Origin of the sequence: Streptomyces sp. NPDC021356 (assembly GCF_040641015.1) — a bacterium.
In the GTDB taxonomy this organism is placed as follows: domain Bacteria; phylum Actinomycetota; class Actinomycetes; order Streptomycetales; family Streptomycetaceae; genus Streptomyces.
On the sequence record NZ_JBFACU010000054.1, the window covers coordinates 1 to 25,725 of the forward strand.

19 protein-coding genes and 1 pseudogene are annotated in these 25,725 nt (G+C 71.5%); 10 read left to right on the forward strand and 10 right to left on the reverse strand.

Annotated elements, in window-relative coordinates:
• The first annotated feature begins 177 nt into the window (after positions 1 to 177).
• From AB0G56_RS38895 to AB0G56_RS38915, 5 genes and pseudogenes are all read left to right on the forward strand, one after another.
• Positions 178 to 486 carry a transposase gene (locus AB0G56_RS38895; RefSeq protein WP_046427525.1) on the forward strand — a complete coding sequence of 103 codons (309 nt, stop codon included), beginning with the start codon at positions 178 to 180 and terminating at the stop codon, positions 484 to 486.
• A complete protein-coding gene (locus AB0G56_RS38900) occupies positions 483 to 1,403 on the forward strand; it encodes an IS3 family transposase (RefSeq protein WP_360980013.1) in 921 nt (306 codons plus the stop codon). The genes AB0G56_RS38895 and AB0G56_RS38900 overlap by 4 nt, the downstream gene beginning before the upstream one ends.
• Before the next feature lie 98 nt (positions 1,404 to 1,501).
• Positions 1,502 to 2,393: pseudogene (locus tag AB0G56_RS38905) on the forward strand (phosphorothioated DNA-binding restriction endonuclease).
• 166 nt (positions 2,394 to 2,559) lie between these two features.
• Positions 2,560 to 3,318 carry a phage Gp37/Gp68 family protein gene (locus tag AB0G56_RS38910; protein ID WP_360980016.1) on the forward strand — a complete coding sequence of 253 codons (759 nt, stop codon included), beginning with the start codon at positions 2,560 to 2,562 and terminating at the stop codon, positions 3,316 to 3,318.
• Positions 3,319 to 3,419: 101 nt separating this feature from the next.
• Entirely contained in the window at positions 3,420 to 4,547 is a 1,128-nt protein-coding gene (locus AB0G56_RS38915) for a three-Cys-motif partner protein TcmP (RefSeq protein ID WP_360980019.1), read from the forward strand.
• 362 nt (positions 4,548 to 4,909) lie between these two features.
• Here AB0G56_RS38915 and AB0G56_RS38920 read toward each other — a convergent pair whose 3' ends face one another.
• From AB0G56_RS38920 to AB0G56_RS38945, 6 genes are read right to left on the reverse strand one after another with little or no spacing between them, the layout of a single operon-like run.
• On the reverse strand, positions 4,910 to 6,223 hold the full coding sequence (locus AB0G56_RS38920) for an MFS transporter (RefSeq protein ID WP_360980082.1): 1,314 nt from the start codon (positions 6,221 to 6,223) through the stop codon (positions 4,910 to 4,912).
• A gap of 18 nt (positions 6,224 to 6,241) precedes the next feature.
• Positions 6,242 to 8,320, reverse strand: coding sequence for a hypothetical protein (locus tag AB0G56_RS38925; RefSeq protein ID WP_360980022.1), 2,079 nt, complete (start codon positions 8,318 to 8,320; stop codon positions 6,242 to 6,244).
• Between the two features lie 9 nt (positions 8,321 to 8,329).
• Positions 8,330 to 10,087, reverse strand: a complete 1,758-nt coding sequence (locus AB0G56_RS38930) for a carbamoyltransferase C-terminal domain-containing protein (protein ID WP_360980025.1) — start codon at positions 10,085 to 10,087, stop codon at positions 8,330 to 8,332.
• Positions 10,084 to 11,136: a ThiF family adenylyltransferase gene (locus AB0G56_RS38935; protein WP_360980028.1), complete on the reverse strand. Its 1,053-nt coding sequence runs from the start codon at positions 11,134 to 11,136 to the stop codon at positions 10,084 to 10,086. Before AB0G56_RS38935 ends, AB0G56_RS38930 begins: the two co-directional genes overlap by 4 nt.
• On the reverse strand, positions 11,123 to 13,027 hold the full coding sequence (locus AB0G56_RS38940) for a radical SAM protein (protein ID WP_360980031.1): 1,905 nt from the start codon (positions 13,025 to 13,027) through the stop codon (positions 11,123 to 11,125). The genes AB0G56_RS38935 and AB0G56_RS38940 overlap by 14 nt, the downstream gene beginning before the upstream one ends.
• A gap of 38 nt (positions 13,028 to 13,065) precedes the next feature.
• Positions 13,066 to 14,418: an ABC transporter substrate-binding protein gene (locus AB0G56_RS38945; protein WP_360980034.1), complete on the reverse strand. Its 1,353-nt coding sequence runs from the start codon at positions 14,416 to 14,418 to the stop codon at positions 13,066 to 13,068.
• An 814-nt stretch (positions 14,419 to 15,232) separates the two neighbouring features.
• On the opposite strand from AB0G56_RS38945, the gene AB0G56_RS38950 reads away from it, so the two are divergent.
• From AB0G56_RS38950 to AB0G56_RS38965, 4 genes are all read left to right on the forward strand, one after another.
• Positions 15,233 to 15,889 (forward strand): hypothetical protein, encoded by a 657-nt coding sequence (locus AB0G56_RS38950; RefSeq protein ID WP_360980037.1) that lies wholly within the window; start codon positions 15,233 to 15,235, stop codon positions 15,887 to 15,889.
• Positions 15,890 to 16,084: 195 nt separating this feature from the next.
• Entirely contained in the window at positions 16,085 to 16,558 is a 474-nt protein-coding gene (locus tag AB0G56_RS38955; protein WP_360980040.1) for a hypothetical protein, read from the forward strand.
• A gap of 154 nt (positions 16,559 to 16,712) precedes the next feature.
• A complete protein-coding gene (locus AB0G56_RS38960; RefSeq protein ID WP_360980043.1) occupies positions 16,713 to 18,533 on the forward strand; it encodes a phosphatidylglycerol lysyltransferase domain-containing protein in 1,821 nt (606 codons plus the stop codon).
• Between the two features lie 32 nt (positions 18,534 to 18,565).
• Positions 18,566 to 20,707 (forward strand): protein kinase, encoded by a 2,142-nt coding sequence (locus AB0G56_RS38965; RefSeq protein WP_360980046.1) that lies wholly within the window; start codon positions 18,566 to 18,568, stop codon positions 20,705 to 20,707.
• A gap of 160 nt (positions 20,708 to 20,867) precedes the next feature.
• On the opposite strand, the gene AB0G56_RS38970 is transcribed toward AB0G56_RS38965, so the two are convergent.
• The 4 genes from AB0G56_RS38970 to AB0G56_RS38985 all read right to left on the reverse strand — a co-directional run bounded on the left by AB0G56_RS38970 (position 20,868) and on the right by AB0G56_RS38985 (position 25,074).
• A complete protein-coding gene (locus tag AB0G56_RS38970; protein ID WP_360980049.1) occupies positions 20,868 to 22,373 on the reverse strand; it encodes a HAMP domain-containing sensor histidine kinase in 1,506 nt (501 codons plus the stop codon).
• Positions 22,374 to 23,096, reverse strand: coding sequence for a response regulator transcription factor (locus AB0G56_RS38975; protein WP_360980085.1), 723 nt, complete (start codon positions 23,094 to 23,096; stop codon positions 22,374 to 22,376). It abuts the gene before it with no gap.
• A 266-nt stretch (positions 23,097 to 23,362) separates the two neighbouring features.
• Entirely contained in the window at positions 23,363 to 23,974 is a 612-nt protein-coding gene (locus tag AB0G56_RS38980; protein ID WP_360980052.1) for an FMN reductase, read from the reverse strand.
• A complete protein-coding gene (locus tag AB0G56_RS38985; protein ID WP_360980055.1) occupies positions 23,971 to 25,074 on the reverse strand; it encodes an LLM class flavin-dependent oxidoreductase in 1,104 nt (367 codons plus the stop codon). The genes AB0G56_RS38980 and AB0G56_RS38985 overlap by 4 nt, the downstream gene beginning before the upstream one ends.
• Positions 25,075 to 25,349: 275 nt before the next feature.
• Between AB0G56_RS38985 and AB0G56_RS38990 the strand changes: the two genes are divergently transcribed.
• Positions 25,350 to 25,691, forward strand: coding sequence for a YnfA family protein (locus AB0G56_RS38990; protein WP_360980058.1), 342 nt, complete (start codon positions 25,350 to 25,352; stop codon positions 25,689 to 25,691).
• The last annotated feature ends 34 nt before the right edge of the window (positions 25,692 to 25,725 follow it).

The window sequence follows — 25,725 nt, forward strand, 5'->3', positions numbered from 1 at the left end:
TCAACGTGCTGTTCGCGATGCTCCGCGACGGCACCTTCTACGAACCCAGAACCCCACGCCTCGCTTGACGAAAGACATAGAGGCACCCCCCCCGCGTCCTGTTCTCAGTGAGGTTCCCCCGAGATGCGGGAAGAGGTGACAGAGGGTCAGATGGGTTTCACGAGAGGAGCCCAGACGATGCCTGCACCGAGGAAGTACCCGCTGGAGTTGCGTGAGCGTGCGGTCCGGATGTACAGGACCGCCGAGCCGAAGCCCGTGATCCGCCGCATGGCCGAGGAACTCGGTGTGCACCACGAGGCCCTGCGCAACTGGATCCGCCAGGCCGAGGCCGACGCCGGCGAACGGAACGACATGCTCACCACCGAGGAGAAGGACGAGCTGGCTCAGCTGCGGCGCGAGGTGCGGGAACTGCGACGGGCGAACGAGGTCCTGCGGACGGCCTCGGCTTTTTTCGCGGCCCAGCTCGACCCGACCCGGCCCAGGTGAGAGCGCTCCTCGACGAGCACCCGCACCTGGGGGTCGAGCCCGTACTCCGGGAACTTTCCATCCCCTCATCCACCTACTACCGCTGGCGCCAGGCCGCGACCGAGCCGTGCGAGCGGCACCGCCGGGACGCCGAGCTGACGGGCATGATCCGGCAGGTCCACGCCGATTCCGGCGGGATCTACGGCTCACCCCGTGTGCACGCCGTCCTCAAGCGTGAGGGCGTCCATGTCGGCCGCAAGCGTGTCGAACGGCTCATGCGCCAGGCCGGCCTCGCAGGGATCAGCCCCCGCCGGGGCAAGGGTTTCACCCGCCGTGACCCTGACGCCGACCTCGCCCCTGACCTGGTGCAACGTGACTTCACCGCGGACGGACCGAACCGGTTGTGGGTCACCGACCTGACCATGGTCACGACGCTGGAGGGGCCGTTGTGGCTGTCCGCGATCCGGGACGCATTCTCCCGCCGGGTGGTGGCCTGGGAAACCTCCGCCCGGGCGGACGCCGACCTGGTCCTCACTTCGCTGGAGTATGCCCTGGCCAGCCGCGAAGTCGCGCCCGGCGAACTCGTCCACCACGCCGACCACGGCTGTCAGTACACGTCCGTGAAGCTCACGACACGCCTGGTCAGGGCCGGGATCCAGGCGTCCATGGGCTCGGTCGGCGACTCGTTCGACAATGCCCTCGCGGAGGACCTGTGGATGGTCATCAAGACCGAGTGCATCCGCGGCCGGGTCTTCGCCACCAGGGCCGAAGCGAACCTCGCGCTCTTCGAGTACATCGACGGCTTCTACAACCCCCGCCGCATCCAGAAACGGCTCGGCTACCTCAGCCCGATCGAGTACGAGGAGAAGCATTACGCCAGCCGGGCAGCGGCCGAACAAGTGAACCTGAAACCACGTCAATCCGCCCTGACCTGCTAGTCAGCCACTCCCGCGCAGCGGGGGAACCTCACAGACATGCAGCCGTCCTGAGCAGTGTCCACACGTGTGCGGGCAGGCCCCGTCTACGATCAGCCGCCATGGACTGGCTGGAGCGGATAGCGAAGCTGAGGCAGTGGACCAGGAGCGGTACCCGCGCTCCGCACAAGCCGCTGCTGCTCCTGTACGCCCTCGGCCGGTTCCGGGAGGACGCCGACGGCGGTCTGCGGTACACCGCGGTGGAGCAGGACCTGCAACGCCTGCTGACCGAGTACGGCCCACCCAACAGGACGACACCGACCTACCCCTTCCACCACCTGGTCAGCGACGGCGTATGGGAAGTACGCACCGATCGCGGACCGGGCAGCCCCGGCAGCGGGGTACGGGACCTCCGCGAGACGGGCGCCACCGGGCAGCTCGCACCGGACCTGAGAGCGGCCCTGCGCCGTGAACCGGACCTGCTCGGCAGAATGACCCGACTGCTGCTCGACCTGCACTTCCCGCCCTCTCTACACGGGGAAGTGTGCGAAGCCGTCGGCCTGGACCTGGAACCGGCGGAGGCCGAGCGGCTCTCGGCGGTACGCTGGCAGCGGGACCGGAGGATGCGAGCTGGTGCTGACCGCCTACGAGTACCGGTGCGCCTTCTGCGGATACGACGGCAGGATCGGCTCGGTGCCGGTCGGGCTGGAGGCCGCCCACGTGCGATGGTGGGCGTTCGGAGGCCCCGACGACATCGAGAACGGGCTGTGCCTGTGCTCTCTGCACCACAAGCTCTTCGACAAGGGCGTCCTCAGGGTGGGGGACGATCAACGCATCCTGGTCTCGCAGCGCTTCGTCGGTCACAGTCCCGCCGCCCGCGAGTACGTCATAGCCCTCGCGGGCCGCCCCCTCATCGGGCCACAGCCCGGCTCGCGCCCTGTTGCCGCAGCTCACTGTGACTGGCACGCCCGACAGGTCTTCCACGGCGAACCCCGCCCTGCCACGGCTGCCTGACTCCGACAGCCACGCAGGAGACACCCTCTTCACAGAACGTGCGTTCGACCTGAAAGATGGGCACGGTCGCGTGCCAGTTCGGTACGTCGCTCGTTAGGCAGCGCAGTCGAAGCGCAGAGTGGGCAAGCGCTGGTGGCCCTTGCCCAACTGCTACGGGAGGGGACCCATGGGCGATCGCAGCACCATCGAGTGGACTGAGGCGACCTGGAATCCGACCACCGGTTGCGATCGCATCTCTCCCGGGTGCGACAACTGCTACGCCCTGACGTTATCCAGACGCCTCAAGGCGATGGGGGTGGCGAAGTACCAAGCCGACGGTGACCCCAGGACTTCCGGTCCCGGCTTCGGCCTCACCCTCCATCCGGACACGCTGGCCATCCCCCGTCAGTGGAAGACCCCCCGCATGGTCTTCGTCAACTCAATGAGCGACCTGTTCCACGCCAAGGTGCCCTTGGACTTCGTACAGCAGGTCTTCCAGGTAATCGCCGACACTCCACAGCACACCTATCAACTCCTGACGAAGAGGGCCCGCAGGCTCCGGCGACTGGCAGGCCAACTCGACTGGCCTCCCAACCTCTGGATGGGCGTCTCCGTCGAGAACGCGGATCACCTGGATCGCATTGCTGACTTGCGGCAGGTGCCAGCCGCAGTGCGGTTCTTGTCCTGCGAACCATTGCTCGGCCCTCTGACAGGTTTGCGCCTGGACGGCGTCGGTTGGGTGATCGCAGGTGGCGAATCCGGCCCCCAGCACCGCCCCGTGCATGAGGAATGGCTGGTCGAGATCCGCGATGCCTGCAACAACGCCCACGTGCCGTTCTTCTTCAAGCAGTGGGGTGGCCGCACCCCCAAGTCTGGAGGCCGTGAGCTCGCCGGCATCACGTGGGACCAGATGCCGCCCCGGCTGCGCGTGGCAGCAGTGCAGTAACGGCCAATCTCCAACGAACCCCGTACGCGCTCTGGTGGCATATGGCAACGTTGTGTGACCCTCTCCCCAGCGGGGCCGTATGGGGAGTAGGGGGAGCGGTCATGGCCGTACCGAAGGATGCCGTGTGGGAACGCGATCCGCACACTGCCGCCAAACACGACTTACTCAAGCAGTACCTGGAAGCGTGGGCGCCGATTCTGCTGTCACGGAACGACGTGATCACATACGCGGAAGGGTTCGCGGGGGCCGGCGTCTACAAGCAGGGCGAGCCCGGATCTCCCATCGTCGCCTATGAGGTCTTCGCCCGCGCTCTGCACCGTTCCCCGAAGCGCATGCGGCTGGTCCTCATGGAAGAAGACCCCCGACGGGTAGAAGAATTGCAGCGCCAGATGACCCTCGCTCAATCGAGGCATGCGGACGACGTCACTGCACGTCTGTCGGTCGACATCGAGCAGGGAGACTTCCACCCGGCCCTCCTGAGGAAACTGCAGAGCACCGGCAGGCTGGGCAAGCCCCTCTTCGTCCTCCTGGACAGCTTCGGTGGGCCCGACATCCCGTACTCGCTCCTGCATGAACTCGGTCGCTACCGAAGCACCGAAGTCATGGTCACCTTCGAACCTGCCTTCCTCACCCGGTTCGCCGAGAGGCACGACGGCCACCGGCAACTCGGCGACGAAGCCTTCGGCAGCCGGGAGTGGCAAGACGTATTCCGGCAACCCTCCTCGCACAAGTTCACGTTCCTGCGCGAGCAATACCGGGCCACGCTGCGCCAGGCCGGTTTCACGCACACGCTGTACTTCGAGATGGTCGACGAGGGCGGCAGGAAGCTTTACCTGATCTTCGGCACCCAGCACGAGCGAGGACTGGAGAAGATGAAGGACGCCATGTGGAAGGTGGATCCTTCCTACGGCGTCCGCTACCGCGACCCCAGGGACACCGAACAGCAGATGCTGGATCTCGTATTCGAACCGGACACGGCTCCACTCCGACGGATCCTGTACGACTTCATATCCGAAGCGCCCAAGGGGCGAACCGTCCCGGAACTCCAGCGCTACACCCTCTTGGAGACCGTCTACCGGCCCGCCCAAGTGATCACGGCCGTCCGACAGCTACGTGAGTCGGGCGCCGTGACGACGGAACCTCGTGCCATCAACACCAAGACCCGAGTGAGCGCGGCGGCGAAGCCGCCAAGTACCGGTCCGTCGAGCGAGCAGGGTGCCCTCTGGTAAGAGGCCCAAGGGCACATCCAGGGCACATGAGCCCGGAAAACGGCGGTGCCCCGTGAGAACTACCGGGACAAGTTTCCGCAGGTCAAGGCACATTTCACCGAGAAGCACCAGGTCAGCGCCCCGCCGTGTCCAATCGCTGCACGAGTGGCAGGACTTCAGCCATCGGTTGCATGAGGCGGGGCATCAGCCGTATTGCTTGGTGTGGCCCTGAGCTGGGGTGGTGGCGGTCGTGGCCCCTGCCCCCGGGCTGCAGAGCCGGGATGGCGGGCGTACGCCTCGGCGCCTGAGTTCGACGGCGGGCTACCGCGCCCCGCCACGCTCGGGCTCACCGCGCTGCCGGCCCGCACCCCGGACCGTTGTCGTCACACTGCCTGGCCCGTCAGGCCGTCCTCCTGCTCCTTCGGCGTGGCCTCTTCGCTGTCCGGCAGGGTGCGCAGGGTCCGGACACGGCTGAACAGGGGCCAGAGCGCCGAGGTCAGGATGCCGAGGCCGGACAGGGCCAATGTGCCGCGGTAGCTGAGCAGCGAACTGGCGATCCATCCCCCCAGCAGGGCACCCAGCGGTTCGATGCCCCAGCTGACGACGCGGATGATGGAGGTGACCCGTCCGAGCAGGGCCGAAGGGACCAGGGCCTGCTTGATGGTCTCGCTGAGGATCAGGTTGATGAGCAGGGCGAAGGCCCACAGGGCCGTGGAGACCGCGACCAGGGCCCCGGCCACCCCCTTGCCGAAGGGCTGTGCGGCAGGAACCAGGAGGATCGCGGCGCCCGGAACCGCGTACACCGCGGTGAGCACGGGCCCGTAGCCGAAGCGCTCGGCGACCCGGCCGGCGGCCCAGGCACCGGCGAGTCCGCCCACGCCTCCCGCGACGTTGAGGAGTCCCACCGCCAGCGGGCTGAACCCCAGGACCTTGATCACGTACAGCATGTAGACGGTGAAGAACATGGTCGCGAAGAGGTTGAAGTGGGCGGCGGCGAGGGCCATCGGCCGCTGGACCCTGTCGCGGAGCACGAGCCGGAAGCCGGAGACGATCGCCTGGAGATGCCGCTCCTCCTCGTGTTCCTCCCCCTTGGGCGACGGTGCCTTGGGCAACGAGGCCAGGGCCAGGGAGCTGCCGAGATAGCTCACCGCGTCCGCCGCGACGGCCAGTGGCGCGCCGAGGAACTGGACCAGCAGGCCGGCCAGGCCGGGCCCCGCGGTGTCGGCGACCGAAGCCGTGCTCTGCATCCAGGAGTTGGCCCTGACCAGACGGCTGCTGCCGACCAGCGACGGCAGGTAGCTCGACATCGCCGCGTCGAAGACCAGGGAGAGCCCGCCGACCGCGAACGCCACGACCAGCAGCAGCCATATGTTCAGCGCGTCGACCAGGTAGGCGACCGGAATCGTCAGCAGGAGCAGGAACCTGAGGAGGTTCGCGACCTGCATGACGGCCCTGCGGTCCGTCCGGTCCACCCACACACCGATGGACGGGCCCAGCAGCAGGACGGCCAGCGACCCCGCGGCGCCGAGGAGCCCCATGTCCCAGGCGTCGGCGTCCAGGGTGAGGACCGCGACCAGGGGCAGTGCGAACAGCGTGATCTGGCTGCCCGCCAAGGAGATGGACTCCCCGGCCCACAGCCGGAAGAACCCGGTGTCGGCCAGATCTCTGCGCGCGGTTGTCGCGTCTTCGGGGGACACGGTCGACAAGGTGGTTCCTTACGCGTCGGTTGTCGTATGCGGGGCGAAGACCGCTTCGAACAGTTCGCCTTGGACGGGCAGCACCATGGGGAATTCCGATCGTGCCAGGGCCGCGGCGTCGGAAGTGCGCCTCGCCTGCCACCGCGCGCCACCGAGGGGCCAGTGAATCACGAGCCGGTTGCCGCCCGGCCGGACCGCGGATGCGGGGACCGCGAGCCGCAGGCACCGCCAACCGCCCATCGCCGCGGGCAACTTGCCGATCTCGGTTCCGTTGGCGAGGACTGCGGCCGCTGCCGTGCGGTCGATGGTCTCGGGAGTGCGGTACACGAGGGTCACCTCCCCGGACACGGCCTGCGGCAGTTCGAGGACGAGGGTGCTCGTCCGTCCGAAGCACTGCAGGTAGCTGCGCTCGGGCAGGTGGTTGGGGGGCCGGAAGGCGCCGTCGATGAGCCCCTGTTCCACCGCGGCCAGCAGGTCCGTCGGGCCGGGCCGGGCTTGCGGGCCCGGTGCCCGCTCTGCTCCGTTCGCGCGTCCGGGAGCACCGGGCCGCGGGACGCGGCCGATCTCGCGCCGCAGGCACGTCCTGAGCGACCACATGCCCAGCGTCTCCGCCTGCCGGGTCAGCATGGGAGCGAGGTAGCGGTTCGCCTGAGGGTCGGCGACCAGGGTCTTGACCGCCGGGTGCGTCCACACCGGCCCGTCGGCTTCGAGCACGTCGTGAAGGGCCTGTGCCGTCTCGGGCACACCGCGCACGGCGGCGCGGGCCAGCTCCGCCACGCGCTCCTCGGGCTGCCCGTAGAAGCTGTTGTGCACGGCGGCCAGCAGGAACGACATGGCCCTGGCCGTCCCGGGTGCCCCGGGGCCCGGCGCGGTGGTGCCCTCGGGCAGCCCGCGGACCGCGTCGGTGACCGCGGCGGCCAGGAGCTCGATGCCCTGATCGCTGAGGTGGCAGTAGTCGAGGAAGTACGACGGCTCCGGCAGCGCGTGCGGTGACCGGTGGCGCAGGAGGGCGCCCAGGTCGACGCAGCGGAAGCCGAGCCTCGCACCGGTGTCCGCCATCGCGGCCCGCAGCGCGGAGGTGACGCGGGGCGTGTGGGTGGTCAGCAGGCCGGCGGCGGCGTCCCTGGCCGCTTCCAGGGCACGTTCCTCGTCGGCGGTACGGCCGAGCGTCCGGGCGGCCGATGCGCGCAGCCAGCCCGTGGCGGGGCTGAGTCCCCGGTCGAGGGCGGCCATCTCCTCGGTGAGCGTGAGCACCGACGCCGCCTCGCCCCGGGCCCGGGCGTCTTCTGCCCGTCGGCGCAGCCCGGACCACCGGGTGAGGTCGTCCGGAGCCAGCGGGGGGAACTCCAGCTCCGGGTCGGGTGTCCAGCCGCGCAGGTTGAACTCCGGCACGACCAGGACGACACGGGCCTCGCAGGACCGCGCCACCTGTGCGAGCCGGTTCAGCAGCCGCTGGGCTTCGGGAGCGACGATCCCATCGAGGAAGGCGTCACGCATGGTGGCGTAGTCGCCGTTGCGCAAAGACGTGGCCAGCAGGTCGAGGTGTGCCGGGGTGTGCTGGGGCAGCACCCAGTTGTTGCCGGCGTAGACGACGATCACGTCCGGGCGCAGCGCCGGCAGTCGGCCGACGAGGGTCATCAGCTCGCGCAGGCTCTGCCCGGTCTGGGCGAGGTCGATGCACTGGTGGGCGCCCGGCGCGGCGTCGTCCAGTCGGCGTTGCAGGGCGAGGGCGGGATTGAAGACGGGGTCGAGAAGGAAGCCCCGGGCGCTGGATTCGCCGAGCAGGACGACTCGCTCGGCCGTATCGCTCAGGGCGATGTCCGCCACGTCGGCCCAGGTGCGGGCCTCGTCCACGGGCAGGGGGCGGCGGCGCATGATGGTGGTGCCGTCGGTGTGGACCACGTCCCAGGGGCCCACCGCCGCGGCGTCCGGCTCGGTTCCCGCGGTCGCCCGCGGTCCGTTCGCGGCCGCTTGCCGGGAGCCGGTGACGAGCGCCAGCTTCTGCAGTTCGGCGAGGATCTCCGCGCCCCGCTCGTCCGACAGCAGGCGGGCCAGGTTGTCGGCGCGGGCCGCGAGGCGCTCTTCCGGGTGATTCACGATCGGCTCCTACAGGAAGGTGTACACGTCGCGGCTGATCGGCGGTCGCCGATAGGGCAGCAGGTCGTCGAGCAGGCCCGGCCAGTGCGGCGGCACGTCGGCGCGGGCGATGACCTGGTCGCCGAGCACCAGGGCGTCGAGGTTCGAGCGGACGAAACACGTCAGGGCGTCGGCGGGCGAGCAGACGATGGGCTCACCACGCATGTTGAACGACGTGTTCAGCAGGATCGGGAAGCCGGTGAGGCTCCCGAACGCGGTGAGCAGTCCGTGGAAGCGCGGCGCGTCGGACCGGTCGACGGTCTGCACGCGCGCGCTCCCGTCGACGTGGGTGATGGCGGGCAGTTCGCTCCCGTGCCGCACGGTGGTGGTGTCGAGCATGAAGGGCGAGGGCTCCGCGAGATCGAAGAACTCCGCGCAGCGCTCGGCCACCACGGCGGGGGCGAAGGGACGGAACGCCTCGCGCTTCTTGACCAGGGCGTTGATCTTGTCCCGCATCCCGGGGTCACGGGGGTCGGCCAGGATCGAGCGCGCGCCGAGCGCGCGGGGCCCGAACTCCATCCGTCCCTGGTACCAGCCGATGACCGCACCGTCCGCCAGGAGCCCGGCGGTGTGGGCGAGCAGCCCGGCTTCGTCGCCCGCGAAGTCCAGGGCCGGCACGCCGGCCCGGCGCATCCAGTCGCGTGCGGGTGCGGTGGAGCCGGCCGGACCGAGCCGTGCGTCGGTGAGCCTGCGGGGGCTGAACTCCCCGGTCAGCCGGTGGTGGACCATGGCGGCGGCGCCGATGGCACCTCCCGAGTCGCCCGCGGCCGGCTGGACGAAGATCTCCTCGAACGGCCCCTGTTCGCGGATGCGCCGGTTCGCCACGCAGTTGAGCGCGACGCCGCCGGCGTAACCGAGGCGAGGACTGCCCGTCACCCGGTGCAGATGCTCCAGCTTGCGGAGGAGGAGCTCCTCGACCAGCGTCTGCAGACTGGCCGCGACGTCGGTGTGGAAACCCTCTACCTCCGACTCGGGGCTCCTTGCGGGACGGCCGAGGAGCGTGCAGAGGCTGTCCGTGTACATGGGCCCGTTGCCGCTCAGGTCGAAGTGGTCGAGGTCGAGCCGGAACTGCCCGCCGTCCTGGTCGGCCACCAGGCGACGCAGCAGGTCGACGTGGCGGGGGGTGCCGTACGGTGCCAGGCCCATCACCTTGTACTCGTCGCTGTTGACGGCGAACCCGAGGTACGAGGTGACGGCGCTGTAGAGGATCCCCAGCGAGTGCGGGAACCTGACCTCCTCGAAGAGCTCGATGCCGTTCTTGTCGCCGCGGCCGTAGCTGGTGGTGGTCCATTCGCCGACGGCGTCGGCGGTGAACAGCGCGGCGCTGTCGAAGCCGGACTGGTAGAACGCGCTGGCGGCATGGGCCTCGTGGTGCGCGACCGCGGTCACCGGGCCGGTGAAACCCAGCAGCTGCTCGATCTGCCGGAACGGGCGGGCGGCGTCCAGCTTGCCGAGTGCCGCCGGTGAGGTCTCGGGCAGCTGCGGCAGGCCCATCCACAGCTGGCGGCCGAGCTTGCGCTCCGGCTGCTCGTAGTAGGCCACGTGCTCCACGTCGGTGATGCGGACACCCGCGTCGCGCAGGCAGGCCCGCACCGCCCGCACCGGCATGGCGGGGTCGAACCGGGTCCGGGTGAAGCGTTCCTCCTGCGCGGCGGAGACGACCTCGCCGTCGATCATGACGGCGCACGCGGAGTCGTGGTAGAGCGCGGAGATGCCGAGGATGATCATGTGTCCTGTCCCGTTCCGTGCAGGGTCGACTCCTTGCCGGCGCAGGTCGCGTCGCCCGTCGTCGCGACGGGCCCGCCCGCTCCGAGCACATCAAGGACCAGGCGCCGTCCGCGGACCGCGCAGTCGCCTGTGCCGAGGAAGAGCAGTGCGTCGCGGGCGACCAGCGCCGCGACGAGGGAGTTGGTCGGACCGAAGGAGTGGGCGGTGGGCGTTCCGTCGTTCTCCAGCGACCGTTCCTCGGCGCTGAACCCCGACACCCTGCGCCGCTCGAAGCAGCGCCAGCAGTGGCCCGCGGCCGGGTCGAGAAGTGGCCCCCAGTAGCCGCTGCCGAGCCCGACCGCCCCGCCGATGAGAGGCGTCGCGGTGCGCTCGGCCCACGCCCAGGCGGTGTCCCAGACGGTGCGCGGCTGGTCGGCGGCGACCACCAGCAGGTCGAGGGAGCCCGGAAGGACGTCGAGGTCCTCGGGGGAGACCACCTTGCGTCGCACGGTGTGCAGACGCATGTCGGCATTCACGGCCCGCAGCGCGCGTGCCGCAGCCGTCACCTTCGCCTCGCCGACGTCGGCGGTGGTGAACAGGTACTGCCGGTTGAGGTTGTGCACGGCGACCTCGTCGTGGTCGATCAACCACAGCTCCGGCACGCCCGCACCGGCGAAGTGCTGGGCGGCCAGCGCGCCGATGCCGCCGACGCCGAGGACCGCCACGGAGCAGGTACGCAGGCGGTCCTGGGCGCGCTGCCCGTCGGGCGTCACCGATGTCAGCCACCCGACCTGGCGGTCCCACGGGACGCCCTGTTCCGCGTAGGGGGGTTCGGCCGTGAGCCAGCCGAGCGTGTCCAGGTGCTCCACGAGCCGGCGGACCGCGGGTGCGGACGCTCCGCCGGCCAGCGCGTCGCGGTCGGCTCCGGTACGCAGCCGCCGTACCGCGTCGGCGACCGGGGAGTCGGCAGAGCGGATCCGCAGCGCCTCGGTGCCCTGCACGAGCAGCATGCCGCCGGCGTGGGTGTACACCTGGACGCTCTCGACGAGTCTGACCTCACGGCCGGGCATCGTGTCCTCCCGCGCCCTTCGCGGCCTCGGTCAGCATGCCCGCCCTGGTCAGGTTGGAGAACAGTGCTCCGCCCACTCGCTCACCGGCGCGTTCGGTCAGCTGCCGCATCGTGAAGGGCGCCCCGTCCAGGTACGGCCGCAGGATGCGCACGGCCTTGGAAGGAACCCGGATCTGCTCCCGGGTCCTCATGTTGGTGCACACCACGGCGCCCTCCGACTCCAGGACGTCGAGGTCCTCGACGGCGAGGCGGAACGCTTCGTCCGGCCGGCCGGCCGCCGCACGAGCAGGGCGGTAGCCGCGGCTGTTCACCTCTTCCGCGAACTCCCGGTAGCGCCGGTGGACGTCCGCACGCTGTTCCCGCGTCATCGCCGGATCGACGTTCTGCAGGTGGTTGAGCGCGTACTGCGCCTGCCCGGAGGTCTGGACCGCGGGGCCCACGGTGAGGCCGAACTGCTCGGGGTCGCGGCCCACGTTGGAGGACCTGGTCGCCTCGAAGGGGAACACGGAGACGGAGAGCAGCGAGCCGGCGAAGTCCCGGACGTCGTCCAGCGCCCGCAACGCCTCGTCGTACGTGGTGGTCGGCAGGTCCGGGATGAGGTTGACGATGAGGGGGAGGCCCACCTCGCGGGCGTCGCGGAGGAAACGGAGGTTCTCCTCGCGGTCGGCCGATTTGTGGACCAGCTTGAGCACCCTGGTGATCGTCGTCTCCATGCCGACGACGAGGAACTCGCACCCGGCCTCCGCCATGAGGGCGAGCAGCTCACGGTCGAACCTGCGGTCCACCATGGCGAAGGAGTTCCAGGTGATCCGGAGTTTCCGGTCGATCAGAGCGCGGCAGACCCGGCGGGCGAAGGCCGGGGGAATGGACTCGGTGATGAACGTGAACCGCGAGACGCCGAACTCCTCCACCAGCGTGGCGAGTTCGTCGACGAAGCCGTCAGGGTGCCGCCCCCGGAACGGCGGGCTGCCGTCGTACAGCTCGATGAAGTCGCAGTAGTCGCATTTGCCCCAGTAGCAGCCGCGGGCCTGAGTCACCGCGAGCGCGGGCGCGGCAAGCCGGTCCAGGGCCTTTCTCGGGTACAGGGGCGCCGGCAGTCTGTTGATGTCCGGGCCCGGGGCAGGAGCGTTGTGGTGGGTCACACCCTCGCCGTCCGCATAGCTGGCGCCGGACACCAGGGCGGGCTGCCAGTCGCCCCGCCGGGTCTGCTCGGCGAGCGCCAGCAGGGGGTGCTCGCCGTCGAAGCGCACGACGCAGTCGATGTGGGGGTGGTGGGTCAGGAGGCGGTCGAGGTCGGCGGCGTCCATCAGGCTCACGGCCGGACCGCCCACCACTACGCGTACGTCCGGCCTCAGGCTCTTGACGTGCTCGGCGAGCAGGAGGGCGGGCAGCAGCTGGGGGCCCATCGGCACCGAGACACCGACCAGCGACACCTCCTCGCCGATGCGGCTGCGGAGGTCCGCCTGCGCGTAGAAGGCGTCGTACGCGCCCACGACGGCGTCGTCGTGGTCCAGCGGCCCCAGCACTCTCTCGTCCGGGTCGACCAGGTAGGGCGTGGACAGCAGGCGCACCACGTAGCCGTACGGCGAGTCGGGACCGAAGTCGTGCCGCCCACCGGAGTCGAACACGCGCTCTGGGGAACGCGACAGCCAGCGTGCCGCGGCACCCGCCATGGTCTCCGGGCCGACCTCGGGCAGCCGGCCGCCCTGGGCACGCGCCCGGTCGAGCAGCCATACGGCGAACTCTTCGTTGAGGTCGGTCTGTTCACTGGGAACGCCGGCCTGGCCGAGGTAGGCGGCCAGCACCGCGGTCGACGGGTAGAAGCTTCCGAAGTTGGTGTCGACCAGAGGCGGGAAGGCCAGCCACACTTCGGCGGGTGTCGCTCGATGCACTGTGTCTCCGGTACGGGGATGAGGCTGAGGGACCTGGACTAGGCAGGGCGGGCGTGGGCCAGGGGCCCGCGCCGGGGTGACGGCGACCGGTCGAGCAGCCGCTCGAACCTGAGGAGGCCGTCCGCATCGATCCGGGCGCCGGCCAGGTTCGGTGAGCAGAGGAACCACGCGCACACCTGGACCAGGGGGATCTTGGGCACCGTCCACCACCACCGCTCCTCGGCCGCCCGCCAGCGCCGCTCGGCCTCGGCGGGGTCCTCGCAGGCCTCCGCCAGATCGAGCAACTCGTCGAAGCGTTCGTCGGCGAAGGCACTCTGCCGGGCGGCACGGCCACTCGAGCGCCAGAAGGACAGGGATCCTGCCGGGTGGTCGAAGACGGGCGAGGTCAGGGCGTACAGGAGGCAGAAGTCCCGGTCGGCCGACGCCCGCACGTACTGCGCGAAAGTCAGCTCGGTGGTGGTGACGGCGACGCCCAGCGCGGCCCTGAGCTGTGCGGCCAGTTCGGTCACCGCCTCCGCGTTGGGGGCGAATGCCGAGTAGGCGATGTCCAGTCCGTCTCCGGCCGCTCGACGCAGCGCGTCCCGGTCGGCCGGGCCGACGGATTCCCAGACGCCGGAGGAGGGAAGCCACGGCCGGGTCAGCCCCTGCGTGGCCGAGCCCAGGGCGGCCCGGTCGATGAGCCCGGCCAAGGCCCGCCGGGCTTGTGGCGCGTGCAGAAACCCCGGGGCTCTTCTTCCGAAGTCGAGCGATCCGTGGACGGCTATGGGACGCCGGACTCCGTGCGGATGATCCGCGAATTCTGCGGCCTCTCTCACTCCGAACCCGGTGGTCGCCGTCATGTCGATCTCGCCGCCCAGATAGGAACGGACGGCCTCCGCGGGTTCGGCGATACAGGTGAAACGCAGCTCGTCCGGGCACGGATCCGGCTGTTCCCAGCACGGATTGCGCGAGAGCACGATTTCCCGGTCCCGCCACCGTTGCACGACATAGGGGCCGAGCGCGACACCACCGGACAGGGCTTCCCCCTGCGTGCGGCGACGCGGCGCGAAGTCCGGAACGGACAGCAAATCGGGCGCGAAATTGATCGGCCGCCGGAACCGGTATTCAACGGTGTGTTCGTCGATCGCGACCACGGGGGCGGATTCACCGGAGTGGTCGAGGAATGTCACGGCGGCATTCGATCCGCGCCTGAACGCGTGCGCGATTCCACGCACGGCGTCCACCGCCCGCAGGGGCGCACCGTCCGACCAGTGCAGACCCTCGTCGAGCCGCACCCGCCACCGCGCACCACCCTCGCGGGGGGATGCCTCGACCGCGGACCCTGCGCCGGGCCCGCCGGCGAACAGGGGAGCCAGAACGCCCTCGGCGACGAAGCGAGCACTGTAGTCCACCGGAAGATGGAGATCACGCGTGAGCGGCATCGCATCGAGGGCAAACACTGTCGTGACGCTCATTTCACCGCTCCCCGTTTTCCGTTCAATGGCCGGGTCCGCAGTCCGAATGCAATGGACGGACCGCGAACCCGGCGCGCCACCGCATTAACAGCGGTTGACGAAAGCAAGCTGCTCGTTGAGCGTCACCTGCTCGAAGTCGAGCTCCTCGTCGACCTCAGCGGCCGCGACGACCTCGGTGGTCTCCTCGATGTTGTTCATTCGAATTCACCCCCTTTCGAAATCCCAGGTGAGCACGCAATCACGCGGCGTCAAAAGCCGTCAACAGGAAGGATGTTCATGGTCTACATCACACGTACTGAAACTTCCTGGGGGACGGATGAAACGGGCATACGGGAAGAACGATCAAAGCGATCGAATGCAAGCCGTTTGCCTGACGACCGGGACGGGAAAGAATGGATCTCCAGGGGCATTATTCAAGCGGCACAAATACAGTGTTCAACGAAATGCCGTCTGCCGCCGCCACCCGCCGGACCGACACGGCGGACCGGAGAGGCCGAGACCGCGGGGAGGCCGAGGCCGCGGGGAGGCCAAGGCCACGGGGAGGCCAAGGCCACGGGGAACCCGTCGGCCGCCGAGGAACTCGGCAGGCCGCCGCCGGTGTACATCGAGCCGCCGCCGGTGTACAGACGGCGGCCCTCATGTGATCATGACGGCTGCGGCCGCCGACCACGGCCGCGAGGGGTGCCGCCCGCGAGCGGCACCGGGAGGGGCCGTCCCGCGGCGGCCCGGGGAACGCATCGGGGAGTGCGGAGTGAGACGGACGACGTCGGTCGTCGCCTTGTGCCTGGCGTTGGCCGGCATCGCCGGGGGTGTCTTCGTCGGCTCGGCGGGGCTGGACACGGTCGTCGGTTGCGGCGTCCCCGACCACACCTATCCGGACCAGACCGCCCGTGACTGGGTCACGCAGGCCGACCACGTCGTGGTGGCCTCTCCCGTACACCAGGAGGACACCGGCCGCCAGGACTACACCAAGGGCCCGGTCCGCTACGACCTCGACCGCAAGGTGACGTTCCGTACGGACCGGCTCCTGTGGTCCACCGGCCGGCCCCGGCAGTCGCTGGGCCGGAGCTTCGACATGGTGGCCCCCGGGTGGCGCGTGCTGCGGCAGAGCGACACGCGGATCAAGCGGACGGCCGGGGACGCCCCGCGCCTGGAGACCGGCCACACCTATCTGCTCGCCCTGCGCTGGAGCGGCGACGGGTGGGTCGTGCTCGGGGAGGGCGCCTCCGTACCGTTCGACGAGCACACCGCGGGCCGGGGGGAGTGGTGCGGGCGCGTGCTGGGCAAGGACGACGTGGCGCGCGGCGAGCTCTTCTCCCGCTCGGACGACCACAGCCTGGAGAAGGCCCTGCTCGGGCAGGACGAACAGGCCGTCGTCCGGGCGCTGGCCCGCGCGGGCCGGAAGTGACGCGCGGGGACGTCTCCCCTGCGGCCCCCAGCGCCCCGCTCCGCCACGGCGGGGCTGCCTGCCGCCGGGCGATCAGTGGAGCTTCCGCCCGGTTCGCCGCGCACCGCCCCCTTTGCGACGGCCGCCGGTTTCCCTCCGCGTACGGCACTACGTACTGTAGGGTCCGGCTCGCCGACCAACCGTCGAGGGGGATCCATGCAGCAAGCGCACTGCCCGGCGCCCGGCGCACCGCTCGGCAAGGAGGCGGAGCGCGGACTCGCACCCACGGTCGCGGTCCTCGTCGTGAGCCTCGTGGTGGCCGCCGTCGGCGTGTACGAGCTGTGCGGGTTCGGGCTGCACAGCCTCGCCCAGCACCCACACCTGTTCAACGACGGTTTCGCCACGGCGGGCGTGATCGTCGCGACGGTCGCGGCCGGCGCGGCGGCGGGGAACCTGGCGTGGATCCTCACGGCCCCCCGCAGGAACGCGGCCCTGGCCACCGACCGGGGCCGCCACGGCCACGACTCCGCCGACCGAGACCCCACCAGCCCCGGCTCCGGCGGCCAGGACCCCTCCGGCCACGGCTCCGGGCACCCGCAGGACCCTCCACCGCAGAGCACCGGCGACGGCGGCGCCGGCGACGCGGACGGCGCCGCACCCCCGGTTCACCACCCCGGCACCGGCGAGTAAGCGCGGGCCCACCGGTTCCTTACCTTTTCCCGCGACAGTGGGGAACCGCAGTACGCCCGGCTCCGCTACCCTACACGTTGTAGGGTCACCCCTCAGCCCGCTCCCACTCCCTCTCCGCCCCCGCGGCGGCCCTCCCCGAGGTGACGTGTCACCCATGCCCGCACGGCAGTCCGTCCTCATCCCCGCGCAGCGCGATTCCCGCCCGTCCCCGCGCCTGTCCCCCGGCCCCCGGCTACGGGCGGGTGCCGCCGCGGCCACCGTCTGGTACCTGCGGGCGCTCGCGGTCCTCAACATCGTCGCGGTGCTCTCACTGCCGTTCCGCGAGGAGGTGCACGAGCACAACGGCGGCGAGTTCTTCACGCCGTACCTGGCCACCGCCGGCCTGGTCTCGGCGGTGCTCGCGCTGTTCCTGGCCATGGTGATGCGGCGCCGGAAGCGGGCGGCCTGGCTGCTCAACCTGCTGTTCGCCGGACCCCTGTTCGCGCTGTACGTGCTCGCGCTCACCCAGGACCGCTACCAGGACCACCTGTTCAACTGGCTCTCCGCCGCCCTCACCGGGCTGTTCGTGGCCGCGCTGCTGCTCGGCCGGTCCGAGTTCAACGCCATCGGCGACCGAGCCAACCCGCGGCTCGCCCTGGCCGTCGGCGCGGGCGGCATCCTCTTCAGCGGCGGCCTCGGCACCTGGCTCGTCGACGCCACCAACAAGGTGTCCGGCGCGCCCCTCACCGACAAGGTCACCTACGCCCTGCTGCGCAGCGTCAGCGTCGGCCCGCTCGCCGACCGCGTGCCCGCCGTGCACGCGCCCCGCTGGGTGGACATCATCATCAACCTCCTGATGGCGGCGACCTTCCTGCTGGTCCTGTACGTCTGCTTCCGCTCGCCCCGGGGCCTGGCCCTGCTCGGCGAGGAGGACGAGGCGCGGCTGCGCGACCTGCTCGACCGGCACGGCGACCGCGACTCCCTCGGCTACTTCGCGCTGCGCCGCGACAAGGCCGCCATCTTCTCCCCCACCGGCAAGGCCGCCGTCACCTACCGCGTCGTCGGCGAGGTCAGCCTCGCCTCCGGCGACCCGATCGGCGACCCGGAGGCCTGGCCCGGCGCCATCGACGCCTGGCTGTCCGAGGCCCGCCTGCACGCCTGGACGCCCGCCGTCATGGGCGCGAGCGAGGAGGCCGGCACCATCTACGCCCGGCACGGCATGGACGCCCTCGAACTGGGCGACGAGGCCATCGTCGACGTCGCCGACTTCAGCCTCGACGGGCGTGCGATGCGCGTCGTGCGGCAGGCCCACAACCGGGTCCGCCGGGCCGGTTACACCGTGACCATCCGCCGCCACGAGGACATCCCGGACGACGAGATGGCGCTGCTCGTCGAGCGTGCCGACCAGTGGCGCGACGGCGCCACCGAGCGCGGCTTCTCCATGGCGCTCGGCCGCCTCGGCGACCCGGGCGACGGCCGCTGCGTGATGCTGGAGTGCCGGGACGCGGACGGCGAACCACGCGCGCTGCTGAGCTTCGTACCGTGGGGCGAGCAGGGTCTGTCGCTGGACCTGATGCGCCGCGACCGTGACAGCGAGAACGGCCTGATGGAGTTCATGGTCGTCGAACTCCTGTTGCGCGCGGGCGAGATCGGCGTACAGCGGGTCTCGCTCAACTTCGCGATGTTCCGCTCGGTCTTCGAACGCGGGGCGCGGCTCGGGGCGGGCCCGGTACTGCGGCTGTGGCGTTCGGTGCTCACCTTCTTCTCCCGCTGGTGGCAGATCGAGTCCCTGTACCGCGCCAACGCCAAGTACCGGCCGGTGTGGGAGCCGCGGTTCCTGCTGTTCGCCAAGAGCGCCGACATCCCGCGCATCGGCATCGCCAGCGCCCGCGCCGAGGGGTTCCTCACGCCGCCCGCGCTGCCGTCCTTCACCCGCCGCACCCGGCGCTCCACCCCGGACGCTCCCGCCGACACCACGGCCAAGTCCCCGCGCTGACGCACGATTTCACTTTCGGTAGCCTTCGGCCCATGACGGGGTCCGGGGGACACGGGAACAGTACGGCCGGCGGCGACGCGGACAACGCCGCGAACAGCGCCGCGAACGACGAGGAGCGCGCGGGGAGCGGAGCGGCGCGGGGAGGCGGAGAGACACGGGGAGGCGGCGTCGATCTGCTCGGCAGCGGCGCCGAACCGCTCCAGGCGGAGGATCCCCTCCGCATCGGCGGGATCCCGCTGGTGGGCAAGCTCGGCGCGGGCGGCATGGGCCGGGTCTACCTCGGGGTGCACGAGGGACGGTACGCCGCCGTCAAACAGGTCCTCCCCCTGCTCGCCGAGGACCAGGGGTTCCTACGGCACTTCGGACACGAACTCGACAACCTCTCCCGGCTGCCCGAGCACGCCACCGCGCCGCTGCTGGCCAGCGACCGGGAGGCGAAGCCGCCCTGGCTCGCCACCGCCTACGTCCCCGGCCTCACCCTGAACGAGGCCGTCGGGCTGCACCCGGACGGGCTGCCCGGCGACGCGCTGTGGCTGCTGCTGCGCGAGGCCGCCTCGGCGCTGCGCACGGTGCACGAGCTGGACATGGTGCACCGGGACCTCAAGCCGTCGAACGTGATGCTGACCCTCGACGGCTGCACCCTCATCGACTTCGGCGTCGCCCGCGCCGCCGACCAGAGCCGCCTGACCAAGACCGGGATGGTGGTCGGCACCCCCGCCTACATGTCGCCCGAACAGGCCTCGGGTGCGCGGACGCTGACCGGTGCGGCCGACGTGTTCGCACTGGGCGCGCTGATCGCGTACGCGGTGAGCGGGAGTTCGCCCTTCGGCGAGGGCGCGGGCCTCGACCTCCTCTACCGCATCGTCCACGACGAGCCCGACCTCCAGCGGCTCCGCGAGCGCGACCCGGCTCTCGCCGACGTCGTCGTCTCCTGTCTGGACAAGGACCCCGAAGGCCGTCCCACCGCCGCCGAACTGGTGCGGCTCGCCGATGCCGAGGGCCCGTTCACGGAGCCGCTGTGGCCCGAGGCGGTCACGGCGGTGCTCTCCGAGCGGGCGGCGTTCTCGGTCCGGGTCCCGGCGGCCGAGGCGCTGCGGACCGCACCGCACACGCCCCCGGAACCCGGTGCTCAGCAGGGACCCGGGACTCCGGGGAAGCCGGGGACACCGGCGGGCCCCGGGGCCGCGAAGGAACCCGGGGCCGGGGAGCCCGGGGCCGGGGAGCCCGGGGCCGGGGAGCCCGGGGCCGGGGAACCCGCGCGGTCCGGCCCGCGGAAGGAGCACCGCCGCCGCAACCGGATCCTGCTCGCCGTGATCCCCGTCGTCGTCGCGGCCGGCGCGACCACCGCCGTCCAGTTCCTCCCGCACTCGTCCGGCGGGCCCCAGGCCGGCGGCAGCCCGTCCGTCCGGTCCTCCGCGAGCGCCGGGGCCGTACCGACCGCGTCCACGTCGGGCTCGGGTACGGCCGGACCCGCGAAGTCCGGTTCCGCCACACCCGGCAAGAACGACAGGAACGGGAAGGACGGGAAGGACGGCAAGGACGGCAACGCCCCGGCGGGCTCGGGCAGCCGCGACTCAGCTGGTGGCGGTGGCGGTGGCGGCGGTGGCGCGGACCACGGCGGCGGATCGGGGTCCGGGTCGGGGTCCGGAAGCGGGAACGACGGCGGGAAAGGCGGCGGGAACGGGTCAGGGTCCGGCTCGGGGTCCGGTTCGGGTTCGGGCAACGGCTCCGGCAGCAGCTCCGGTCCCGGTTCCGGTTCCGGCAGCGGCTCGGGTGGCTCGGCCGGCGGTGGATCCGGCGGCACGCCCTCGTCCGGCGGCGCCCACCTCTACAAAAACGGCGACTCCGGAAAGTGCCTGACCAGCCAGTACTCGGCGGCGTCCACCGGTGACTGCGCGGACTCGACCGCGGCGTGGACCGTCCGCAGCGCCTCCGGCGGCGCCTTCCAGCTGGTCGGCAAGCAGAGCGGTCAGTGTCTGAGCGCGAACTTCAGCGGGCAGAGCGTGTTCGTGGGCGCCTGCGACGGCGGAAGCCCGCGGCTGTGGCGCGCGGGGGCCGGGAGCACGCTGGTCAGCGTCTTCAACGGCGGCTGCCTGGACATCGGCTTCGGCGGCAACGTGTCGGCCACGCCCTGCACGTCCGGGAAGGCCTCCCAGCGCTGGGCGAGGCAGTAGCCGACGGCGCCGGGCCGACCGAGCGGGCCGGCCGGACCCCAGGCCCCGCTGCTCCCCAGGCCCCGCTGCCCCTCAGGCCCCGCTGCCCCTCAGGCCCCGTTGGCCCGCAGGCCCGCCCGCGCGGGCCCACCGCCCTCAGGCCCGCCGCCCGCAAAGCCCCTCAGGCCCCACCGCGCGGCCCGCTCGGCGTCCCCTTGCCCCCGTGGTGCCCCCGGTCGCGGTCCCGCTCCCGGTCCCTTTCACGGTCCCGTTCCCGTTCGGCGCCCACGGTGAAGCCGATCACGGCGCCGCCGCCCTCGCGCCGGGAGGCGAACGGCGCGCCCCCGTGGGCGATGGCGACCTCCCGCACGATGGACAGGCCGAGCCCCGAGCCGGGCAGGGAGCGGGCGTCGGCGGCGCGGTAGAAGCGGTCGAAGACACGGATCAGGTCGCCCTCCGCGATGCCGGGCCCCCGGTCGAGGACCTCGACGCGCACGGTGCCCGGCCGGGCGGGCCCGAGGACGGCGATCTCGATGGGCGCCGTGCCGCCGCGGTCGAACTTGGCCGCGTTCTCCACGAGGTTGGAGACGGCCCGCTGGAGCATGGCCGGCCGGCCGTCGGTCGTCGTGTCGCCGCTCGCGCGGACCACGATGTCGCGTCCGGTGCGGCGGCGGGTCAGACCCGCGACGTCCTCGGCGATGTCGGCGAGGTCGACGCGCTGCGGCGGCTCGCTGTCGGACTGCCCGGCGGCCAGGTCGACCAGCTCGTTGACGAGGTCGGTCAGTTCGCGGGCCTCCTGGGAGAGGTCGGCGACCAGTTCCTCGCGGGAGGCGGGCGGCAGTTCGTCGATGCGGCGCAGCAGCGAGATGTTGGTCCGCAGCGAGGTGAGCGGGGTGCGCAGTTCGTGGCCGGCGTCCTGCACCAGGCGGCGCTGGTCCTCCTCGGACTGGGCGAGGCGGCCGAGCATGCGGTCGAAGGAGCGGCCGAGGCGGCCCACCTCGTCGTACCCGGTGACCGGCACCTGGACGCCGAGCCGCCGGGTGCGGGCGACGCCCTCGGCGGCGGAGGTGAGGACGACCAGCCGGCGGGTGATGCGGCGGGCCAGCCACCAGCCGCACAGGCCGGCCGCGATGACGACGATCGCCATCAGGATCAGCGTGCGCTGCTGGAGCGCGCGCAGCAGGTCCTCTGTGTCACTGAACTCCTGGGCGACCTGCACGGCGCCGCGACCGTCGCCGAGCGCGACGGTGGCGATGCGGTACACGTCGTCGGCGACGGGCACGTCCGTGTACTCGATGGTCTTCCCGGCCACGGCGTCGGACGCGACGGCCCGGTCGTCGGAGGTGACGGGCAGTTGCGGGCTGCCGTGGTCGACGATCTGGCCCTGCGCGCCGAGCACCTGGACGTCGGTGCGGCTGGGGCGGACTACCTCGTGGCCGGGGCGGGAGGAGGAGAAGTCCTCGGGCGTACGGTCGTAGCGCCGCACCTCGTCCTGGACGTCCTGGACGACCTGGGTGAACACCGACTGCTGGTCCACGCGCACCAGGCGGGCGGCGGAGTTGTACGACAGGATGCCCACGAGGATGGTGACGGCGGCGGTCACCGCGGCGAACGACACCGCGAACGTGGTCCGCAGCGACGAGAGCCGGGGCCGCGGCCGGTCCGTCAGCCGCGTCAGGCGGCCCACTCAGTCCTCCCGCAGCACGTACCCGACACCGCGGACGGTGTGGATGAGCTGCGGGGCGCCCGGTTCGTCGAGCTTGCGGCGCAGGTAGCCGACGTAGACGGCGAGGTTCTTGGAGCCGGGGCCGAAGTCGTAGCCCCAGATGCGGTCGTAGATGGTGGAGTGGTCGAGGACGATGCCGGCGTTGCGGACGAGGAGTTCGAGGAGTTCGAACTCGGTGCGGGTCAGCTCGACTTCGCGGGTGCCGCGCCACACCCGGCGGGCCTGGAGGTCCATGCGGATCCCGGCCGCCTCGACCTGCCGCTCGGGCAGCTGCGGCGCCTTCGCCGGCGCCTCCTCGGCGGCGGGGGCGGCCGGGCCCGCGGGGGCCGGGCTGGTGCGGCGCAGCAGGGCGCGGAGCCGGGCGAAGACCTCCTCCACGTCGAAGGGCTTCACGACGTAGTCGTCGGCGCCCGCGTCCAGTCCGGCGATCCGGTCGGCGGTCTCCACCAGGGCGGTCAGCATGAGGATCGGGGTGCGGTCGCCCTCCGCGCGCAGCACCCGGCAGACCTGGAGGCCGTCGATGCCCGGCATCATCACGTCCAGGACGAGGATGTCCGGCGGGGTCTTGTGCGCCTGCGCGAGCGCCTCGACGCCGTCGGCCACTGCCGTCACCTCGTAGCCTTCCAGGGTCAGGGCCCGCTCCAGGGCGTGGCGGATGGCGCGGTCGTCTTCGGCGAGCAGCACAGTCTGAGGCACGCGCCCAGTCTGCCAAGGTCACAGCGGGGCGAACGGGGCGAGCAGGCCTACGATCACCCCTTTTTACCCGTCTCTCACCGTCCCGGACGCAACCGGCGGCAGGCGCCTACCGTCCTCTCACCCACCGCCGGCCCCACCCCGGCTCGCACTGGGGTACGGAACCTCGGGTCCGGAACCTGGGCTCCGTAGCCCCGGACCCGGACCTCCGGCTCCGCCGCCTCCGGGCCCTCGGTCACGGAGCTGCCTCCGCTCCCTCAGCCACGGAGCCGGGCCAGCTGCTCCGCGAACGGGACCACGGCCAGGTCGTCCGCCGCGGGCCCCGGTGCGGCCCGGTGCCGCTGCGCCGGGCTCCCGGTCATCAGGGCCGCCAGTTCGCCCGCGGCCCGTTCGATCCGCTCGGGCAGCCCCTGCGCGCCCCAGTCCTCGGAGGCGGCGTAGACGCCGGTGGGGACGACGACGGCCCGCAGGTAGGAGAAGAGGGGCCGCAGGGCGTGGTCCAGGACCATCGAGTGGCGGGCGGTGCCGCCGGTGGCGGCGACCAGCACCGGCTTGCCGGCCAGGGCGTCCTTGTCGCGCGCCCCGAGCACGTCGAAGAAGGACTTGAACAGTCCGCTGTACGACGCCGAGAACACCGGGGTGACGACGACCAGCCCGTCCGCCCCGGCCACCGCGTCCAGCGCCTCGGCCAGGGCGGGGCCGGGGAAGCCGCTGGTGAGGTTGTGCGCGATGGCGACGGCGAGGTCGCGCACCTCGATCACCCGGACGTCCGCGCCCGTGCGCGCGGCGGTCGCGGCGGCCAGCCGGTCGCCGAGCAGCCGGGTGGAGGACGGGACGCTCAGTCCCGCAGAGACGACGACGAGCTTCATGCGGTGCTCACCTCCTGGGAAGTCGTTTCTGCCGCGGCGGCCAGCAGGGACGTGTGGGTCGGGGCGTCCGGCACGTCGGCCGGGCGGCCCTTGGCGAACTCCTCGCGCAGCACCGGCACGACCTCCTCGCCGAGCAGGTCGAGCTGTTCGAGGACGGTCTTCAGCGGCAGCCCGGCGTGGTCCATCAGGAACAGCTGGCGCTGGTAGTCGCCGGCGTACTCGCGGAAGGCCAGGGTCTTCTCGATGACCTGCTGCGGGGAGCCCACGGTCAGCGGGGTCTGGTCGGTGAAGTCCTCCAGGGAGGGCCCGTGGCCGTACACCGGCGCGTTGTCGAAGTAGGGGCGGAACTCGCGCACCGCGTCCTGGGAGTTCTTCCGCATGAACACCTGGCCGCCGAGGCCGACGATCGCCTGCTCGGCGGTGCCGTGCCCGTAGTGGGCGTAGCGGGAGCGGTACAGCTCGATCATCCGCTTGGTGTGGTCGGCGGGCCAGAAGATGTTGTTGTGGAAGAAGCCGTCGCCGAAGTAGGCAGCCAGCTCGGCTATTTCCGGCGAGCGGATGGAGCCGTGCCAGACGAACGGCGGTACGCCGTCCAGCGGGCGGGGGGTGGAGGTGAACCCCTGGAGCGGCGTGCGGAACTTGCCCTCCCAGTTCACCACGTCCTCGCGCCACAGCCGGTGCAGCAGGGCGTAGTTCTCGATGGCCAGGTCGATGCCCTCGCGGATGTCCTTGCCGAACCAGGGGTAGACCGGGCCGGTGTTGCCGCGGCCCATCATGAGGTCGACGCGGCCGTCCGCGAGCTGCTGGAGCATCGCGAAGTCCTCGGCGATCTTCACCGGGTCGTTGGTGGTGATCAGGGTGGTGGAGGTGGACAGGACGAGGCGCTCGGTGCGTGCGGCTATGTAGCCGAGCATGGTGGTCGGCGACGACGGCACGAACGGCGGGTTGTGGTGCTCGCCGGTCGCGAAGACGTCCAGGCCGACCTCCTCGGCCTTCAGCGCGATGGCGACCATGGCCTTGATGCGCTCGCGCTCGGTCGGCGTCCGGCCGGTGGTGGGGTCCGGCGTGACGTCGCCGACGCTGAAGATCCCGAACTGCATGGTCGCTCACCCTCCAAGTTGTTGACTGTTCAACTATACCCCCCTGAACGGTCCCCGCCCCGGAGGTATTCCGCCCCCTGCCGAGCCGGGCGACGGCCCGCCCCGGCGCGGGCACGCACCCGCGAACGGCCCCCGGACCGGCCCTCCGCCGACCGCTCCGCCCCAGGTCAGGCGGCTCGCCCCGCCGACACCGTCGCCGCAGGGGGTCCCGGCGGGGGCCGGATCCGGTCAAGCCTCCCGCCACGGCCGCCGGACCCGCGTGCGAAGCTGCCCCCATGCCCCTCGTCCTGCGCTCCGCCGCCCTCTTCGTCGTCGCCGCCCTCTTCGAGATCGGTGGTGCCTGGCTGGTCTGGCAGGGAGTGCGGGAGCACCGGGGCTGGCTGTGGGCCGCCGGCGGCGTGCTCGCGCTCGGCGCGTACGGGTTCGTCGCCACCTTCCAGCCCGACGCGCACTTCGGCCGCATCCTCGCCGCCTACGGCGGGATCTTCGTCGCCGGTTCGATCCTGTGGGGCATGGTGGCCGACGGCTACCGCCCCGACCGGTGGGACGTGGCGGGCGCCCTCGTCTGCCTCGCCGGGATGGCGCTGATCATGTGGGCCCCGAGGAACGGCGCCTGACCTTCCCCTACGCTGGACGGAACCGAGCGCACGA

Excerpts from the sequence above, each read along its gene's own strand:
- AB0G56_RS38895 (WP_046427525.1), top strand. The coding sequence starts at position 178 with ATGCCTGCACCGAGGAAGTACCCGCTGGAGTTGCGTGAGCGTGCGGTC.
- AB0G56_RS38910 (WP_360980016.1), top strand. The coding sequence starts at position 2,560 with ATGGGCGATCGCAGCACCATCGAGTGGACTGAGGCGACCTGGAATCCG.
- AB0G56_RS38915 (WP_360980019.1), top strand. The coding sequence starts at position 3,420 with ATGGCCGTACCGAAGGATGCCGTGTGGGAACGCGATCCGCACACTGCC.
- AB0G56_RS38930 (WP_360980025.1), bottom strand. The coding sequence starts at position 10,087 with ATGATCATCCTCGGCATCTCCGCGCTCTACCACGACTCCGCGTGCGCC.
- AB0G56_RS38935 (WP_360980028.1), bottom strand. The coding sequence starts at position 11,136 with ATGCCCGGCCGTGAGGTCAGACTCGTCGAGAGCGTCCAGGTGTACACC.
- AB0G56_RS38955 (WP_360980040.1), top strand. The coding sequence starts at position 16,085 with ATGCAGCAAGCGCACTGCCCGGCGCCCGGCGCACCGCTCGGCAAGGAG.
- AB0G56_RS38960 (WP_360980043.1), top strand. The coding sequence starts at position 16,713 with ATGCCCGCACGGCAGTCCGTCCTCATCCCCGCGCAGCGCGATTCCCGC.
- AB0G56_RS38965 (WP_360980046.1), top strand. The coding sequence starts at position 18,566 with ATGACGGGGTCCGGGGGACACGGGAACAGTACGGCCGGCGGCGACGCG.
- AB0G56_RS38980 (WP_360980052.1), bottom strand. The coding sequence starts at position 23,974 with ATGAAGCTCGTCGTCGTCTCTGCGGGACTGAGCGTCCCGTCCTCCACC.
- AB0G56_RS38985 (WP_360980055.1), bottom strand. The coding sequence starts at position 25,074 with ATGCAGTTCGGGATCTTCAGCGTCGGCGACGTCACGCCGGACCCCACC.
- AB0G56_RS38990 (WP_360980058.1), top strand. The coding sequence starts at position 25,350 with ATGCCCCTCGTCCTGCGCTCCGCCGCCCTCTTCGTCGTCGCCGCCCTC.